At 52.8% G+C, this 17,886-nt stretch carries 14 protein-coding genes; 13 read left to right on the top strand and 1 reads right to left on the bottom strand.

Features of this window, described 5'->3' with window-relative positions:
• Positions 1 to 66 precede the first annotated feature (66 nt).
• From nuoC to SC127_RS17475, 13 genes are all read left to right on the top strand, one after another.
• Positions 67 to 1,866 (top strand): NADH-quinone oxidoreductase subunit C/D, encoded by a 1,800-nt coding sequence (gene nuoC / locus SC127_RS17535; protein ID WP_332627242.1) that lies wholly within the window; start codon positions 67 to 69, stop codon positions 1,864 to 1,866.
• Between the two features lie 2 nt (positions 1,867 to 1,868).
• Positions 1,869 to 2,384: an NADH-quinone oxidoreductase subunit NuoE gene (gene nuoE, locus SC127_RS17530; protein ID WP_332627240.1), complete on the top strand. Its 516-nt coding sequence runs from the start codon at positions 1,869 to 1,871 to the stop codon at positions 2,382 to 2,384.
• Between the two features lie 2 nt (positions 2,385 to 2,386).
• Positions 2,387 to 3,727, top strand: coding sequence for an NADH-quinone oxidoreductase subunit NuoF (gene nuoF, locus SC127_RS17525; protein WP_215848237.1), 1,341 nt, complete (start codon positions 2,387 to 2,389; stop codon positions 3,725 to 3,727).
• A 109-nt stretch (positions 3,728 to 3,836) separates the two neighbouring features.
• On the top strand, positions 3,837 to 6,560 hold the full coding sequence (nuoG, locus tag SC127_RS17520; RefSeq protein WP_332627238.1) for an NADH-quinone oxidoreductase subunit NuoG: 2,724 nt from the start codon (positions 3,837 to 3,839) through the stop codon (positions 6,558 to 6,560).
• On the top strand, positions 6,557 to 7,534 hold the full coding sequence (gene nuoH, locus SC127_RS17515) for an NADH-quinone oxidoreductase subunit NuoH (protein WP_215846110.1): 978 nt from the start codon (positions 6,557 to 6,559) through the stop codon (positions 7,532 to 7,534). Before nuoG ends, nuoH begins: the two co-directional genes overlap by 4 nt.
• An 11-nt stretch (positions 7,535 to 7,545) precedes the next feature.
• Positions 7,546 to 8,088: an NADH-quinone oxidoreductase subunit NuoI gene (gene nuoI / locus SC127_RS17510; protein ID WP_215846111.1), complete on the top strand. Its 543-nt coding sequence runs from the start codon at positions 7,546 to 7,548 to the stop codon at positions 8,086 to 8,088.
• 10 nt (positions 8,089 to 8,098) lie between these two features.
• Positions 8,099 to 8,650, top strand: coding sequence for an NADH-quinone oxidoreductase subunit J (gene nuoJ, locus SC127_RS17505; protein ID WP_215846113.1), 552 nt, complete (start codon positions 8,099 to 8,101; stop codon positions 8,648 to 8,650).
• Positions 8,647 to 8,949, top strand: coding sequence for an NADH-quinone oxidoreductase subunit NuoK (gene nuoK / locus SC127_RS17500; RefSeq protein ID WP_013509877.1), 303 nt, complete (start codon positions 8,647 to 8,649; stop codon positions 8,947 to 8,949). The genes nuoJ and nuoK overlap by 4 nt, the downstream gene beginning before the upstream one ends.
• Entirely contained in the window at positions 8,946 to 10,781 is a 1,836-nt protein-coding gene (gene nuoL, locus SC127_RS17495; protein ID WP_215846115.1) for an NADH-quinone oxidoreductase subunit L, read from the top strand. The genes nuoK and nuoL overlap by 4 nt, the downstream gene beginning before the upstream one ends.
• Before the next feature lie 213 nt (positions 10,782 to 10,994).
• The gene (nuoM, locus tag SC127_RS17490; protein ID WP_215846117.1) at positions 10,995 to 12,515 is read left to right on the top strand and encodes an NADH-quinone oxidoreductase subunit M; all 1,521 of its coding nucleotides are present in this window, start codon (positions 10,995 to 10,997) and stop codon (positions 12,513 to 12,515) included.
• Between the two features lie 6 nt (positions 12,516 to 12,521).
• Positions 12,522 to 13,979, top strand: coding sequence for an NADH-quinone oxidoreductase subunit NuoN (gene nuoN / locus SC127_RS17485; protein ID WP_215846119.1), 1,458 nt, complete (start codon positions 12,522 to 12,524; stop codon positions 13,977 to 13,979).
• 122 nt (positions 13,980 to 14,101) lie between these two features.
• Positions 14,102 to 15,448 carry an HdeD family acid-resistance protein gene (locus tag SC127_RS17480; protein ID WP_215846121.1) on the top strand — a complete coding sequence of 449 codons (1,347 nt, stop codon included), beginning with the start codon at positions 14,102 to 14,104 and terminating at the stop codon, positions 15,446 to 15,448.
• 34 nt (positions 15,449 to 15,482) lie between these two features.
• The gene (locus SC127_RS17475) at positions 15,483 to 15,932 is read left to right on the top strand and encodes a GNAT family N-acetyltransferase (protein WP_215846122.1); all 450 of its coding nucleotides are present in this window, start codon (positions 15,483 to 15,485) and stop codon (positions 15,930 to 15,932) included.
• A 56-nt stretch (positions 15,933 to 15,988) separates the two neighbouring features.
• On the opposite strand, the gene SC127_RS17470 is transcribed toward SC127_RS17475, so the two are convergent.
• Positions 15,989 to 17,647 (bottom strand): glucan biosynthesis protein D, encoded by a 1,659-nt coding sequence (locus SC127_RS17470; protein WP_215846124.1) that lies wholly within the window; start codon positions 17,645 to 17,647, stop codon positions 15,989 to 15,991.
• Positions 17,648 to 17,886 lie beyond the last annotated feature (239 nt).

Genomic DNA, 17,886 nt, shown 5'->3' with positions numbered 1-17,886 from the left:
ATGCACGGCCCCATCCTGACGCCTTCATTTGAGCGCCTGATTACAGGCCGGAATGGTGAGTAACGTATGACAGATTTGACCACGCAAGATCTCGCTCAGCCAGCATGGCAAACCCGGGATCACCTGGATGATCCGGTGATCGGCGAGTTGCGTAACCGTTTTGGGCCGGATGCCTTTACCGTTCAGGCCACCCGCACCGGCATTCCGGTTGTTTGGGTGAAGCGTGAACAGTTACTGGAAATGTCTGAATTTCTTCGTAAATTAGCTAAGCCTTACGTCATGCTGTATGACCTGCATGGCATGGATGAGCGTTTACGTACCCACCGCGCAGGCTTACCTGCTGCGGATTTTTCCGTTTTCTATCATCTGCTGTCGATTGAGCGTAACCGCGACATCATGCTCAAAGTCGCTTTATCAGAAAACGACATGCACGTGCCAACCCTCACCAAACTTTTCCCGAACGCCAACTGGTATGAGCGCGAAACGTGGGAAATGTTTGGCATTACCTTTGATGGTCATCCGCACCTGACGCGCATCATGATGCCGCCAACGTGGGAAGGTCATCCGCTGCGCAAGGATTATCCTGCGCGTGCAACCGAATTCGATCCTTTCGAGCTGACTAAGCAGAAAGAAGATTTGGAAATGGAAGCACTGACCTTCAAGCCAGAAGAGTGGGGCATGAAGCGCAGTACCGCCAACGAAGACTTTATGTTCCTTAACCTCGGTCCAAACCATCCTTCAGCGCACGGTGCTTTCCGCATCATATTGCAGCTGGATGGTGAAGAGATCGTCGACTGCGTTCCCGATGTGGGTTATCACCATCGTGGCGCAGAGAAAATGGGTGAACGTCAGTCATGGCATAGCTACATTCCTTACACCGATCGCATTGAATATCTCGGTGGTTGCGTTAACGAAATGCCTTACGTGCTCGCAGTTGAGAAACTGGCTGGCATCGTCGTGCCGGATCGCGTGAATGTGATTCGCGTTATGCTTTCCGAGCTGTTCCGCATTAACAGTCATCTGCTTTACATCTCCACCTTCATTCAGGACGTCGGCGCAATGACGCCCGTGTTCTTCGCCTTTACCGATCGTCAAAAAATTTACGATGTGGTGGAAGCAATCACCGGTTTCCGTATGCATCCGGCGTGGTTCCGCATTGGTGGTGTTGCGCACGATCTGCCGAAAGGCTGGGAACGTTTGCTGCGTGATTTCCTCGACTGGATGCCGAAGCGTCTGAAAGAGTATGACAAAGCAGCGTTACGTAACTCCGTGTTGATGGGCCGCTCACAAGGTGTTGCCGCTTACAATATGGAAGAAGCGCTGGCATGGGGCACAACCGGTGCAGGTTTACGTGCCACCGGACTGGATTTTGACGTGCGTAAATGGCGCCCTTATTCAGGTTATGAAAATTTCGACTTCGAAATTCCTGTGGGCGCAGGCATCAGCGATGCTTACACGCGCGTGATGTTGAAAATGGAAGAGATGTGGCAGTCGCTGCGTATTCTGGAGCAATGCCTGAAAAACATGCCGGCAGGCCCGTTCAAAGCGGATCATCCGCTGACTACGCCGCCACCGAAAGAGCGCACGCTGCAGCACATTGAAACCCTGATCACCCACTTCCTGCAGGTTTCCTGGGGCCCGGTTATGCCAGCCAATGAATCCTTCCAGATGATTGAGGCGACCAAAGGAATCAACAGTTACTACCTGACCAGCGATGGCAGCACCATGAGCTACCGCACCCGCGTGCGTACGCCGAGCTTCCCGCATCTGCAGCAGATCCCTTCCGTGATCCGAGGCAGCCTGGTATCCGACTTGATCGTGTACCTCGGTAGTATCGATTTTGTTATGTCAGACGTGGACCGCTAATTATGCACGATCAACACATTGCCGTTAAAACGATCGACCCAAACGAGGTCTTCGTGCTGAGCGCGGAAGAGCATCACGCCATCGAGCACGAGAAACATCATTATGAAGATGCGCGCGCCGCGTCCATCGAAGCGCTGAAAATCGTGCAAAAGCAGCGCGGTTGGGTGCCGGATGGTGCGATTCACGCCATTGCTAAGGTGCTGGGAATTCCGGCCAGTGACGTGGAAGGCGTGGCGACTTTTTACAGCCAAATCTTTCGCCAGCCGGTGGGTCGCCATGTGATTCGTTATTGCGACAGCGTGGTCTGCCATATCACCGGTTATCAAAGTATTCAGGCTGCGCTGGAACAGAACCTGAGTATCAAACCGGGACAAACTACCGCAGATGGCCGCTTCACATTGCTGCCAACCTGTTGTCTCGGCAATTGCGATAAAGGGCCGACCATGATGGTGGATGAAGATACCCACGTTCACTTAACGCCGGAAGCTATCGCCTCATTACTGGAGCAGTATCAATGACAATCAAACAGATCATTCGTACTGCCGAAACGCATCCGCTGACCTGGCGCATGCGCGAGGATAAGCAGCCGGTATGGCTTGAAGAATATCGCAGCAAAAATGGCTACGCTGGCGCAGAGAAAGCGCTAAATAGCATGGCGCCTGACGAAATTGTGGCGCAAGTCAAAGATTCTGGTCTGAAAGGACGCGGCGGTGCAGGCTTCTCTACCGGCTTGAAATGGAGCTTGATGCCGAAAGATGAGTCCATGAACATCCGTTACCTGCTGTGCAACGCCGATGAAATGGAACCCGGCACGTACAAAGATCGCCTGTTGATGGAACAGATGCCACATCAGTTGGTGGAAGGCATGCTGATCAGTGCTTTCGCGCTTAAAGCCTACCGTGGCTACATCTTCCTGCGCGGTGAGTATATTGAAGCCGCAGTGAATCTGCGCCGTGCCATTGCGGAGGCCACCGAAGCTGGTTTCCTTGGTAAAAATATTCTCGGCACCGGTTTTGATTTTGAGTTGATTGTTCACACCGGCGCAGGACGTTACATCTGCGGCGAAGAAACGGCGCTGATCAACTCGCTGGAAGGTCGTCGTGCTAACCCGCGTTCTAAGCCACCTTTCCCTGCCAGCGCGGGTGCATGGGGCAAACCGACGTGTGTTAACAACGTTGAAACGCTGTCGAACGTGCCAGCCATCCTTGCCAACGGCGTAGAGTGGTACAAAGGCATTTCGAAAAGTGACGATGCTGGCACCAAGATGATGGGTTTCTCCGGTCGCGTGAAAAATCCAGGCGTTTGGGAACTGCCGTTTGGCATTACCGCTCGTGAAATTCTCGAAGATTATGCTGGCGGCATGCGCGATGGTTTGCGTTTCAAAGCCTGGCAGCCAGGCGGTGCGGGCACTGACTTCCTGACCGATGAGCATCTCGATCTGCCGATGGAGTTTGCCAGTATCGGTAAAGCGGGCAGTCGTTTAGGAACGGCGCTGGCGATGGCGGTCGATCACGAAATCAACATGGTTTCGCTGGTACGCAACCTGGAAGAGTTCTTTTCGCGTGAATCGTGCGGTTGGTGTACGCCTTGCCGCGACGGTCTGCCGTGGAGCGTGAAAATCCTGCGTGCGCTGGAGGAAAAGCAAGGCCAGCCGGGGGATATCGAAACCTTACTGCAGCTTTGCCGTCAGTTGGGCCCAGGCAAAACCTTCTGCGCACACGCGCCGGGTGCCGTTGAGCCGCTGCAAAGCGCGATTAAATATTTCCGTGAAGAGTTTGAAGCTGGCATTGCGCCGCAGGTGTTTGGCAATACCCGTTCAATCGGTGGTATCCAGCCAAACCTGCTGAAAGCACGCTGGTAATTCGCCGCAGCACACGGAACCAGGCCTTGCGCCGCTGTTCCTGACGCGTTCAGGAACAAGAATATGATTAACGCTCGTTTCTGACGAGCCTTACGGAAGCATGTTCACTATGGCTACAATCCATGTAGACGGTAAAGAGTATGATGTGAACGGAGCGGACAACCTGTTGCAGGCTTGTCTCTCTCTGGGCCTTGATATTCCTTATTTTTGCTGGCACCCGGCGCTGGGAAGCGTGGGCGCCTGCCGCCAATGTGCGGTGAAGCAATTCCAGAATGCCGAAGATACCCGCGGCCGCCTTGTCATGTCCTGCATGACACCGGCTTCTGACGGCACCTTTATTTCTATCGACGATGGCGAAGCCAAAGAATTCCGTGAAAGCGTGGTTGAGTGGTTGATGACCAACCACCCGCACGATTGTCCGGTATGTGAAGAGGGCGGTAACTGCCACCTTCAGGACATGACCGTGATGACCGGCCATAGCTTCCGTCGCTACCGCTTCACCAAACGTACCCATCGCAATCAGGATCTCGGCCCCTTCATTTCTCATGAGATGAACCGCTGTATTGCCTGTTATCGCTGCGTGCGTTACTACAAAGATTATGCGGATGGCACCGACCTCGGTGTTTACGGCGCACATGACAATGTCTATTTCGGTCGCCCGGAAGATGGCACGCTGGAAAGCGAATTCTCCGGTAACCTGGTCGAGATCTGTCCAACCGGCGTGTTCACTGATAAAACGCATTCAGAACGCTATAACCGTAAATGGGACATGCAGTTCGCGCCTAGCATCTGCCAGCAATGCAGCGTCGGCTGTAACACCAGCCCTGGCGAGCGTTACGGTGAATTACGTCGTATTGAAAACCGCTATAACGGTACGGTAAACCACTACTTCCTGTGTGACCGTGGCCGTTTTGGTTATGGCTACGTCAATCTCAAAGATCGCCCACGTCATCCTGTTCTGTTACGTGGCAATGATTGGGTCACGCTCAATGCGGAGCAAGCGGTCAACGCGGGTGCTGACGTATTACGCCAGGCGAAGAAAGTGATCGGTATCGGTTCACCACGCGCCAGCATTGAAAGCAACTTTGCGCTGCGCGAACTGGTGGGTGCTGAAAACTTCTCTACCGGCATGCCAGCAGGTGAGCAAGAGCGTCTTGAACTGATGCTGAAAGTATTGCGTGAAGGCGGAATCTACACGCCAGCGCTGCGCGAAATAGAAAGCTATGATGCCGTGCTGGTGTTGGGCGAAGATCTGACTCAAGTCGGTGCTCGCGTTGCGCTTTCTGTGCGTCAGGCGGTAAAAGGCAAAGCGCGTGATATGGCCGCGGCACAGAAAGTTGCTGATTGGCAAATCGCCGCCATTTTGAATATCGGTCAACACGCTAAGCATCCGCTGTTCGTGACTAACGTCGACGAAACTCGCCTTGATGATATTGCGGCGTGGAGTTATCGCGCGCCGGTTGAAGATCAGGCGCGTTTAGGCTTCGCAATTGCCAATGCGCTGGATGAAACCGCGCCAGTGGTCAGCGATTTTGACAAGAGCCTGAACGGTAAACTGGATGTTGTCGTGCAGGCATTGGCTGGCGCGAAAAAACCGCTGATTATTTCGGGCACCCATTCAGGCAGCACCGCAATGATTGAAGCCGCTGCCAACGTCGCTAAAGCGTTGAAAGCGCGCGGCGCCGATGTTGGCATTACCTTGCTGGCTGGACATGCGAACAGCATGGGATTGGGCTTGATGGGCGGTCAGACGCTGGACAGTGCGCTGGAACAGCTGCGTAATGGTGAAGCTGATACGCTGGTCGTGCTGGAAAACGATCTCTATCGCCATGCGCCTAAAGCGCTGGTGGATAATGCTTTGTCCAACGCAACCAACGTCATCGTGGTCGATCATCAACGTACAGCAACGCTGGAAAAAGCGGGTTTAGTTTTCTCTACCGCGAGCTTTGCTGAAAGTGATGGCACCTCAATCAACCATGAAGGTCGCGCTCAACGCTTCTTCCAGGTTTACGATCCGGCCTACTACGACAATAGCATCGTGATGCTGGAAAGCTGGCGCTGGCTGCACTCGCTGCATAGCACACTGGAAAGCCGCCGCGTTGACTGGACCCAATTAGATCACGTCATTGATGCAGTAGTGGCCAAGCTGCCACAGCTGAAAGGCATTAAAGATGCGGCACCTGATGCGAGCTTCCGTATTCGTGGTCAGAAACTGGCTCGTTCTCCGCACCGCTCAAGTGGACGTACTGCTGCACGCGCCAATATTAACGTGCATGAACCACGTCAGCCGCAAGACAAAGACTCTATGTTTGCCTTCTCTATGGAAGGGAATAACCAGCCATCAGCCGCACGCTCGCAGATTCCCTTTGCCTGGGCGCCGGGTTGGAACTCACCGCAGGCGTGGAACAAGTTCCAGGCTGAAGTGGGGGGCAAATTGCGTAATGGCGATCCAGGTGTACGTCTGTTTGAAGCCAGCGAAGCGCAATTGCCGTGGTTCAGTACGGTGCCTGCTTCCTTCGCAAGTAATGATGGATGGCGTGTTGCGCCTTACTATCAACTGTTCGGTAGCGAAGAGATGTCACAGCGTTCGCCAACCTTCCAGAAGCGGATGTCACAGCCGATGCTGGTGATTAACCCGGACGATGCAGCGAAACTGGGTGTGAACAATGGCGCAGCCGTTGAGTTCACCTGTTTCGGCGAAACACTGCGTCTGCCGGTACGTTTTTCAACCGCGCTGCAAGCAGGGCAGGTGGGTCTGCCGCTGGGTATGCCTGGCGTTCCGCCATTCCTGGCAAACGGCCAAATTGACAAACTGCAGGAGGCGGCGCAATGAGCTGGTTAACACCGGACGTTATCGACATTCTGCTGGCCATCGTGAAAGCCGTAGTGATTTTGCTGGTGGTGGTGGCCTGTGGCGCGTTTATGAGTTTTGCCGAGCGTCGTTTGCTCGGCTTGTTCCAGAACCGTTACGGACCTAACCGTGTCGGCTGGGGCGGCTCGCTCCAGCTGGTGGCGGACATGATCAAAATGTTCTTTAAAGAGGACTGGGTCCCGCCGTTTACCGATCGCTTCATCTTTACTCTGGCACCGGTTATCGCCTTCGTTTCGCTATTGTTAGCGTTTGCGATTGTGCCGGTTTCGCCGACCTGGATGGTGACAGACCTGAATATTGGTCTGCTGTTTTTCCTGATGATGGCGGGACTTGCGGTTTACGCCGTGCTGTTCGCAGGTTGGTCGAGTAACAACAAATACTCATTGCTTGGTGCCATGCGTGCCTCTGCGCAAACGCTGAGTTACGAAGTGTTCCTTGGCCTGTCGCTGATGGGCGTGGTTGCGCAAGCGGGTTCATTCAACATGAATGACATCGTTAATAGCCAAACCCATCTCTGGAACATCATTCCACAGTTCTTCGGCTTCCTGACCTTTTGTATTGCGGGCGTTGCGGTATGTCACCGTCATCCATTTGACCAACCCGAAGCAGAGCAAGAGCTGGCCGATGGTTATCACATTGAATACGCCGGGATGAAGTTTGGTCTGTTCTTCGTCGGCGAATACGTTGCGATTACCACGGTATCGGCGCTGATCGTTACGCTGTTCTTTGGTGGATGGCATGGACCTTTCCTGCCGCCGTTCATCTGGTTCGCCTTGAAAACGGCGTTCTTCATGATGATGTTCATCCTGATACGTGCTGCGCTTCCGCGTCCACGCTATGACCAGGTGCTGTCGTTCGGCTGGAAAGTGTGTCTGCCGTTGACGCTGTTGAACCTGCTGGCGACCGCCGCAGTGATTCTCTACACAGCGCAGTAAGGGGTTAACAAATGACTTTAAAAGATATTGTCGTTGGCTTCGGCACGACAGTTCGCAGTATCTGGATGATAGGCATGCATGCCTTCGCCAAACGCGAAACGCAAATGTACCCGGAAGAGCCGGTTTATCTGCCACCCCGTTATCGCGGTCGTATCGTGTTAACGCGCGATCCAGACGGTGAAGAGCGTTGCGTTGCCTGTAACCTGTGTGCAGTAGCCTGTCCGGTAGGCTGTATTTCATTACAGAAAGCGGAAACCAAAGACGGTCGTTGGTATCCAGAGTTTTTCCGCATCAACTTCTCACGCTGCATTTTTTGTGGCCTGTGTGAAGAAGCTTGTCCGACAACAGCGATTCAGCTGACGCCGGATTTCGAACTCGGCGAGTTTAAACGTCAGGATCTGGTGTACGAGAAAAACGATCTGCTGATCTCTGGTCCGGGTAAATATCCGGAGTACAACTTCTACCGCATGGCGGGTATGGCGATTGACGGTAAAGATAAAGGTGAAGCTGAAAATGAAGCTAAGCCTATCGACGTCAAAGGCTTATTACCTTAAGGAGCGAGGCATGGAATTTGCGTTTTATCTTTGCGGACTGGTGGCGGTGCTAACGACATTGCGCGTTATTACTCACACTAATCCGGTACATGCGTTGCTGTACCTGATCATTTCACTGTTGGCGATTGCGGGTGTGTTCTTCTCGATGGGCGCCTACTTTGCGGGTGCGCTGGAAATCATTGTCTACGCGGGTGCCATCATGGTGCTGTTCGTGTTCGTGGTGATGATGCTGAACTTGGGCAAAGCCACCGAGAGCCAGGAACGTGAATGGCTGAAGCCTTCGTTGTGGATTGGTCCCGGTATCGTGTCGCTACTGCTGTTAGCGGTAATGGTCTATGCCATTCTGACGGCAAACGATCAAGGCATTGACGGCAAAATTATCGATGCGAAAGCGGTCGGCATTAGCCTGTTCGGTCCTTACGTTTTAGCCGTTGAGTTGGCATCAATGCTGCTGTTGGCTGGTCTGGTCGTCGCGTTCCATATTGGTCGCGAAGAGCGTCAGGGCGAAGTGCTGAGTAATCGCTCAGTAGATGCACAGCAAGCGAATAAGGAGCAAGCATGATCCCTCTACAACACGGATTGATTCTCGCCGCCGTGCTGTTTGTCCTCGGACTGACTTCACTGGTACTACGTCGCAACCTGCTGTTCATGCTGATTGGTCTTGAGATCATGATCAATGCTGCAGCGCTGGCGTTAGTGGTGGCGGGCAGTTACTGGGGACAAGCCGACGGTCAGGTAATGTATATCCTGGCAATCAGCCTTGCTGCAGCCGAAGCCAGTATTGGCCTGGCGCTGCTGCTCCAGCTTTATCGTCGTCGTCAGACGCTGAACATTGATACTGTGAGCGAGATGCGCGGATGAATCTTCTCTATTTAACTGTACTGTTTCCGTTAATTGGCTTTTTGCTGTTAGCGTTTTCTCGCGGTCGCTGGTCAGAGAACTTGTCGGCAGCGGTTGGCATGGGATCGGTTGGACTGGCAGCGCTGGTAACGGTGTATGCGGGCTTTGATTTCTTTGCCAACGGCCAGCAGATTTTCACCCAGCCACTGTGGACATGGATGCAGGTCGGCAACTTTGATATCAAAGTGAATTTAACGCTGGATGGCCTGTCGCTGACCATGCTGTCGGTAGTAACCGGCGTGGGTTTCTTCATCCATATGTTTGCATCCTGGTATATGCGCGGAGAAGAGGGTTATTCTCGCTTCTTCGCTTATACCAACCTGTTTATCGCCAGCATGGTTGTTTTGGTACTGGCCGATAACCTGATGCTGATGTATCTCGGTTGGGAAGGCGTAGGTCTCTGCTCTTACTTGCTGATTGGTTTCTATTACAGCAATCCAGAAAACGGCAAAGCGGCGATGAAAGCTTTTATCATCACGCGCGTCGGTGACGTCTTTCTCGCGTTTGCGCTGTTCATTCTCTACAACGAGTTGGGCACGCTGAACTTCCGCGAGATGGTGGAGTTAGCGCCGGCACACTTCGCCGCCGATAATCATATGCTGCAATGGGCAACCTTGATGCTGTTAGGTGGCGCGGTGGGTAAATCTGCTCAGCTGCCATTGCAGACATGGTTAGCCGATGCGATGGCAGGTCCAACACCGGTTTCGGCACTGATCCACGCCGCTACCATGGTCACGGCCGGTGTTTACCTGATTGCCCGTAGCCACGGCTTGTTCCTGTTAACGCCGGAAGTTCTGCATCTGGTTGGCATTATTGGTGCTATCACGCTGGTGCTGGCAGGTTTTGCTGCTCTGGTGCAAACCGACATCAAACGCGTTCTCGCCTACTCCACCATGAGCCAGATTGGTTACATGTTCCTGGCGTTGGGCGTGCAGGCGTGGGATGCAGCTATTTTCCATCTGATGACGCATGCTTTCTTTAAAGCGTTGCTGTTCCTCTCTTCAGGCTCCGTTATTTTGGCCTGTCACCATGAACAGAACATCTTCAAAATGGGCGGTCTGCGTAAAAGTATTCCGCTGGTATATACCTGCTTCCTCGTTGGCGGTGCCGCTTTGGCTGCGCTGCCGCTGATTACCGCAGGCTTCTACAGTAAAGATGAGATCTTGTTTGGTGCATTAGCCAACGGCCATATCAACCTCATGGTTGCCGGTTTGGTCGGCGCGTTCCTGACCTCTATTTATACCTTCCGCATGATCTTCATCGTTTTCCACGGCGAAGAGAAAATCCATGCGCATGCCGGCAAAGGCATTACCCATCATCTGCCATTGATTGTGTTGCTGGTGCTGTCGACCTTTATTGGCGCGTTAATTACGCCGCCATTAGCGGGTGTGTTACCCGCCAATGAGTTTGGTGAAGAGGGCAAGGTAGGTCTGGAAATCGCCTCAGGCGTGGTTGCGGTTGTTGGTATTCTGATCGCCGCTGCGCTGTGGCTGGGCAAACGCCAGCTGGTGACCAGCATCGCCAACAGTGCGCCGGGTCGTTTCTTCGGCACATGGTGGTTTGCTGCCTGGGGCTTTGACTGGCTCTACGACAAAGTATTCGTTAAACCTTATCTGGGCATTGCGTGGCTGCTGAAGCGTGATCCGCTCAATGGTTTGATGAACTTGCCTGCGCTGCTTTCACGTATCGCCAATAAAGGATTGGTGGTGAGTGAAAATGGTTACCTGCGCTGGTATGTCGCATCAATGAGCGTGGGTGCCGTGGTGGTGCTGGCGCTGATGTTGGTGATTTAAAGGTTAATGCGTGGGATGAGGTCTCGATCTCATCCCAGAACGAGATTGTAAAATTACCTGAGATATTAGGGCGTCATCGGCGAAGCCAGTTTACTTAACGCCAGCGCACAGCAACCGGAGCGTACTAACGTACGTGAGGAATGTGGGCACTGCCGGGAACTAAAGTGGCGAGCAAGATAGCCCGCTTAGGATCATAAAAGGGAACAAAACGCCGTGTTACTACCTTGGCTAATCATAATCCCCTTCGTCGGTGGCTTGCTCTGCTGGCTAACCGAGCGCCTCGGCGCGAAGGTGCCACGCTGGATCGCCCTGATCACCATGGGGCTGACATTGGCGCTTTCGCTGCAATTGTGGTTGCAGGGAGGCTATTCACTCACGCAGGCAGCGGGTATTCCGCAGTGGCAATCGAGTTTCTCAGTGCCGTGGATCCCTCGCTTCGGCATTAGCTTCCATCTGGCTATTGATGGCCTGTCACTGCTCATGGTGGTGCTGACAGGTTTGCTCGGCCTGATGGCGGTGCTCTGTTCCTGGAACGAAATCAATAAGTATCAGGGCTTTTTCCACCTTAACCTGATGTGGATTTTGGGTGGGGTCATCGGTGTGTTCCTCTCCATCGATATGTTCCTGTTCTTCTTCTTCTGGGAAATGATGCTGGTGCCGATGTACTTCCTCATCGCACTCTGGGGTCATAAAGCCTCCGACGGCAAAACCCGCATTACCGCAGCAACCAAATTCTTCATCTATACCCAGGCTTCCGGTCTGGTGATGTTGATAGCGATTCTCGGCTTGGTATTTGTACATTACAGCGCGACTGGCGTCTGGACGTTTAATTACGAACTGCTGCTGAACACGCCGATGTCAAAAACCGTTGAATATCTGCTGATGCTGGGCTTCTTTATTGCCTTTGCGGTAAAAATGCCGGTGGTGCCGTTACACGGCTGGTTACCGGATGCACACAGCCAGGCACCTACTGCAGGTTCGGTTGACCTCGCCGGCATTTTGCTGAAAACCGCCGCTTACGGTTTGTTGCGCTTCAGTCTACCGCTGTTTCCTAATGCGTCGGCAGAGTTTGCACCTATCGCTATGTGGCTGGGTATTCTCGGCATTTTCTACGGTGCATGGATGGCCTTTGCACAAACCGATATCAAACGCCTGATTGCTTACACCTCAATTTCGCATATGGGCTTTGTACTGATTGCGATCTATACCGGAAGCCAGTTGGCGTTCCAGGGTGCAGTGATTCAGATGATTGCACACGGCCTGTCCGCCGCTGCGCTGTTCATCTTGTGTGGTCAGTTGTATGAGCGCTTACACACGCGAGACATGCGTGAGATGGGCGGTTTATGGTCGCGCATTAAATGGATTCCTGGTCTGTCACTGTTCTTTGCGGTCGCTAATTTGGGTATGCCGGGCACCGGTAACTTTGTCGGTGAATTCATGATCCTCACCGGCAGTTTCCAGGTTGTGCCGGTCATTATCGTGATTGCGACCTTCGGTCTGGTATTTGCTTCTGTTTATTCATTGATCATGATGCAGCGCGCCTATTACGGCGAAGCGAAGTCAAAAGAGCCGCTGCCGGGCATGTCCCCACGCGAGTTCGGGACGATTGGTGTGTTAGTGGTGCTGTTGGTGTTGTTGGGTATCTATCCACAACCGATTCTGGACACCTCGCACGCTGCAATGAGCAATATTCAGCAGTGGTTTACCGCTTCAATTTCAACTACAAGGCCGTAATTCGCCATGACAATAACTCCTCAACAATTGATCGCGTTGCTGCCGCTGTTGATCGTCGGATTGACGGTGGTGGTTGTGATGCTGTCCATTGCCTGGCGACGCAACCATTTTGTTAACGCCACGCTAACGGTGATTGGCCTCAATCTCGCGCTGTTCTCGCTTTACTTTGTTGGCCAGGTTGGCCCAATGGACGTCACGCCGCTGATGCGCGTGGATGGCTATGCCATGTTCTATACCGCGCTGGTGATGCTGGCGAGTCTGGCAACCTGTACCTTCGCCTATCCTTGGTTGGTCGGGTTCCCAGACAACAAGGATGAGTTCTACCTGCTGGTGCTGATTGCTGCACTGGGCGGTGTCGTGCTGGCGAGTGCCAACCATCTTGCTTCGTTGTTCATCGGTATTGAACTGCTGTCGCTGCCGCTGTTTGGCTTAATTGGTTACGCTTTCCGACAGAAACGCTCGCTGGAAGCGGCACTGAAATACACCATTCTGTCGGCAGCAGCATCATCGTTCCTGCTGTTTGGTATTGCACTGGTCTACGCTGATTCAGGCAGCCTGAGTTTCGTTGAGCTGGGCAAGAGCCTGAATGACACCATGATTCAGGAGCCGCTGCTGTTGGTGGGCCTGGGCATGATGATCATCGGTCTTGGCTTTAAACTGTCGCTGGTGCCGTTCCATCTTTGGACGCCAGACGTTTATCAGGGTGCGCCAGCGCCGGTTTCTACTTTCCTGGCCACCGCCAGTAAAATTGCCATTTTTGGCGTGATCATGCGTCTGTTTATGTACGCACCCGTCACTGATAGTGAAGCAGTTCGCACGGTGCTGGGCATCATCGCCTTTGTGTCGATTCTGTTCGGTAACTTGATGGCGATCTCGCAGAGCAACATCAAGCGCCTGCTGGGCTACTCCTCCATTGCGCACCTCGGTTATCTGCTGGTCGCGTTGATCGCGGTGAAATCACATCAGCTGTCGCTGGAAACCGCCGGTGTTTATCTGGCCGGTTATCTGTTCAGCAGTCTTGGCGCGTTTGGTGTGGTTAGCTTGATGTCCAGCCCTTATCGTGGCCCGGACGCAGATTCGCTTTACTCTTATCGAGGTCTGTTCTGGCATCGTCCTATTTTGTCAGCGGTGATGACAGTGATGATGTTGTCACTGGCAGGTATACCAATGACCTTAGGCTTTATCGGTAAGTTCTACGTTATCGCCTCTGGCGTCAGCGCGAATCTGTGGTGGTTGACCGGCGCGGTCGTCGCCGGTAGTGCCATTGGCCTCTATTACTACCTGCGCGTTACGGTGAGCTTGTATCTTAGCCCGCCGGAACTGCACACCCGTGATACACCGGCTAACTGGGCGTTTACCGCTGGCGGTGTTGTGGTACTGATCTCCGCGATATTGGTACTGCTGTTAGGTATTTATCCGCAGCCGCTGATTAATCTGGTGCAGATGGCTCAGCCGTTGATGTAAGCAAAGCCGTGAAATAGCCGAATCAGGCCCTTTGGGCCTGATTTTTTTTTGCCTGTAATCTGACAATCCTGCCTGTCGTTGCTAATTTTTAATCAGTGTTGAATTCGCCGCGCAGAGGTTTTGTGATCAAGCTGATCTTTCTATTAACCGGTGCACAGGTGCTGCGCAGGCGTTGGTATTGGCTGGCGATTGGCGGCGTCATTCTGTTAGCCTTTGCCTTGTTGATCCTTTACGACATTGGCAGCGATGGCTTGTTATCGGTGCCGTTAGACACGCTGGCGATTTTGTTCATCATCGAAGGCGTGGTGCAGATGGTCTTGGCAATGACCAAGGAGATGCTCATCGACTGGCTAACCCTGCTCAAAGGCGTGGGGTTTTTATTTATCGCCTTTCTGATCTTCGATATCCCGGAAGATAACAATGATGTTTCAGCGTTGCTGTTTGGCATCGCTTTCTTTCTCGACGGCTGTTTTCGCATCGCGGCTGCGCTGGTACTGCGCGGCGTACGTTGGCAAAAGCACTGTTTTACGGGCGCCATAGAATTGCTGCTCAGCGTAGTGATCATCAGCGACTGGCCATTCCATCATCATATTGCGGTACCACTTTGCTTTGCGCTGCTGCTGTTAAGCATTGCGACCAGTTTATTGTTAATGGCGCGTCAGGCGCGTTTGCTTACCGAGGAAAGTTCAGTCACCGTACTGCCGCTGTTTCAGGCTGCAGGATTACGGCGCTGGCACGGTAGCCGCTACGATCATCCCAGCTTTCCCGATTTGCCGCCGTCGCAAACGTTAACGGTCTATGTCTGGACACCGGTGGGTTCCAGTGTGGTACGCGAGCGTTATCGTATTATTGACCGTTATATCGCTGCGGTGGATCACAATGGGGTGATTTCCACTGGCCACGCGGCGCTAGAAGCGGGCGATAATCTCTATGTCAGCCACTATCCGCGTGACGAAATCGATCGCGACAGCGGTAATTTTCGCGCCGTGCTGCGTGCCGGAGAACACAATGATGTTGCTGGACGTTTTCTGCCTTCGCTGGCAGAGGAAGTCGCTGGCTGGTGTCGGCCTGACAAACAGGTTATTTTTCCGCACTACAACTTAATTGCATTGCAGCATTACTGGCAGCGCTATAGCGCCGACAGTACCTATAACCTTACGGCGCGTAATTGCTCATCCACCGTAGTTCAGGCGCTGGACGTGGCTCTGGAAGGCATTTTAGCCAGGCAGCCCTATGCTGGATTTCGTCTGTTAAGCGATCCCAACTTTTGGTTATTGGGCGTGGTACGTGGCCGTGCTGAAGAGATGACGTGGACGCCGGGTTTGGTATTGGATTATGTCAGTTTGCTGAAAAGGGTCATTGAACCTCAGTCAAGCCAGTTGTGGCCGATTCGCTTGTGGCAAAGTTTACGGTTGCGATATGTGCTGTGGCAGCAGAAAAGAGTGCCGTCGCGCAGTATTATCAAATGACGTTCAAAGCGAATACCGTCAATAAGGAAAACAGATGGAAATTACCTGGCTGGATCTTCATCATCGCGATTTAACCGTACAGCAGCTTTATGCGTTGTTGGCGTTACGCTGTGAAGTGTTTGTGGTTGAGCAAATGTGTCCCTATCTCGACGTTGATGGTCAGGATTTAATGGCTGAAAATCGGCATTTGTTAGGAATGCGTGGCGATGAGCTGGTGGCTTATGCACGAATTCTTTCACCGTTAGATGAGATCAGCCCAGTGAAAATTGGTCGGGTGATTGTTTCGGATCAGGCTCGTCGCATCAATCTGGGGAATCGTCTGATGGAGCAGGTGCTGGTGAGCTGTAAAAAACAGTGGCCGGACTCCCCGCTGTTTCTCTCTGCCCAGGCACATCTGCAAAAATTTTACGGACGACACGGTTTCCTCCCGGTCAGTGAGGAGTACCTCGAAGATGATATTCCGCACATTGATATGCAGAAATAATCGGTAGACAAAAATAAGAGATAAAAAACGGCGAGGAATGTTCCTCGCCGTTCTGTTTAGCCCGGCGTCATCTGCCGATCATCAACGTGTTTACGTTGATCTGGCGGCGGCGGGAAATATTGATAAAGCCAGGTTTCACTCAACGTCTCATCCTTGGTACGCAGGAACAGACGCATTTCGACCGGCTTGGTTGAGTCGCTGTTGGGATACCAGTCAAACAGAATGCGATAACCATTGATCGGCTCGACATAAAGAATCTCAACCTGCTTAAACGTACCAGAAGAAACGGTAATTACCGGTTCAATCCCTTTCGGCGCAGCAGCTTTCAAATCGCCACCGACGAAGTCGATAGCAAAACGGCGGCACCAGGTATCAGGGAAATGTTCGCCCGGAGCCCAGCCTTCTGGGAAGCCGCCAATACCGGTACGCGTAGCATCAACGCGCGCCAGCCCACTGCGAACCGGTGGTAAGCCACTCCAGTACAACTTGTAAGAGAAGCTGAATTCGCTACCAGCTTTTACCGGTTCGGTGGGTTGCCAGAAGCAGACAATGTTATCCAGCGTTTCTCCGGTAGTAGGGATTTCCATCAAATTGATGGCACCTTTACCCCATTTTCCCACCGGTTCAACCCACAGGCTTGGACGTTTGTCATACCAGCCAATCACATCCTGATAATCCTTAAAGTCATGGTTCAGCTGCAGCAAACCAAAACCGCGTGGGTTTTCATCTTCATAAGCGTTGAACTGCAGGCGCTGCGGATTATTCAATGGGCGGGCAATCCATTCGCCTTTTCCGGTCCACATCGCCAGGCGATCGGAGTCATGGATCTGCGGATGATAGGTATTGCACATGCGGCGTTCATTGGTGCCGCAGCTAAACATGCTGGTCATTGGCGAAATGCCAAGCTGACGAATCTCTTTACGCGCGAACAGGTGGTTTTCAACCTCCATCACCACGCGCTTCTCTTCGCAATGGATTATGAACTTGTATGCGCCAGTCAGGCTGGCACCATCCAACAGGGCGTAGCAGGTGAAGGTGGTGTCATCTGCATCCGGCGTTTCAAACCAAAACGCGGTGAAGTCAGGGAATTCTTCCTGGCCGTTGCTGAAGGTATTTACCGCTACACCACGCGCCGACAAACCATACTGGAAAGTGTCATCAACGGCGCGGAAGTAACTGGCACCTAAAAATGAAACGATGTCACGGCGTGCCAGTTCAGGCTTTTTAAACGCACGGAATCCGGCGAAGCCGAGGTCATTTTTTCCTTCAAGCTGTTTGGTATCGACTTTGGCATTGTTGTAGTTGAACAACTCCGGGCGAAAGTGAATTTCGCGGGCTTGGCGGCTATCGCCATCCACCGAGAACATACGGATGCGGCGCTTAAAGCCCATGCCAACGTGAAAGAATTGCACATCCAGTTCGCGGTCAGGAATGGTGTTCCACAAGGAGTGATTCGCATCGTACTGAATTTCGTTGTAGGCCTGCGGCGTTAACGTAGCCAGTGTTTCAGGCAACGCACCCGGCGCGCCACCCCAAGGTTGCTTCGCCAAACTGGCCGCTTGCTTCTTCAATACGTCGAAATCGAAGCGTACTGCGGTTCCGTCAGCAATGCCATCTTCTGCCCAGGCGGATTGCGCAAACAGCGTCGACAGGCCAGTCATACCGCTAACAGCGGAGAAGGCCATTGACGCTTTCATAAACATTCTTCGATTCATGCCAGAGATCTTTCCTTAGCTGTTCGAGTTTGTCGTGACTGTCGTGCGAAATGCACTTTCATGGCCTGATAATCGCAGGCAACAGGAGGGTACGACAGCCGGGTAGTTGAAAAATTCAGTCCGAACAAAATTTATCAGATTAATCAAAGAAGCGAAGGGAAATTGTCGGCTGACGCGCCTGGCTTACACTTCTTTGCATCGATAAAAGCGTAGCGTGAAAAGAAAAATCACGTTAACAA

Origin of the sequence: Pantoea sp. T14, assembly GCF_036663535.1 — a bacterium.
Taxonomy (GTDB): Bacteria; Pseudomonadota; Gammaproteobacteria; order Enterobacterales; family Enterobacteriaceae; genus Pantoea; species Pantoea phytostimulans.
This window is presented reverse-complemented; position numbering and strand designations above follow the sequence as displayed.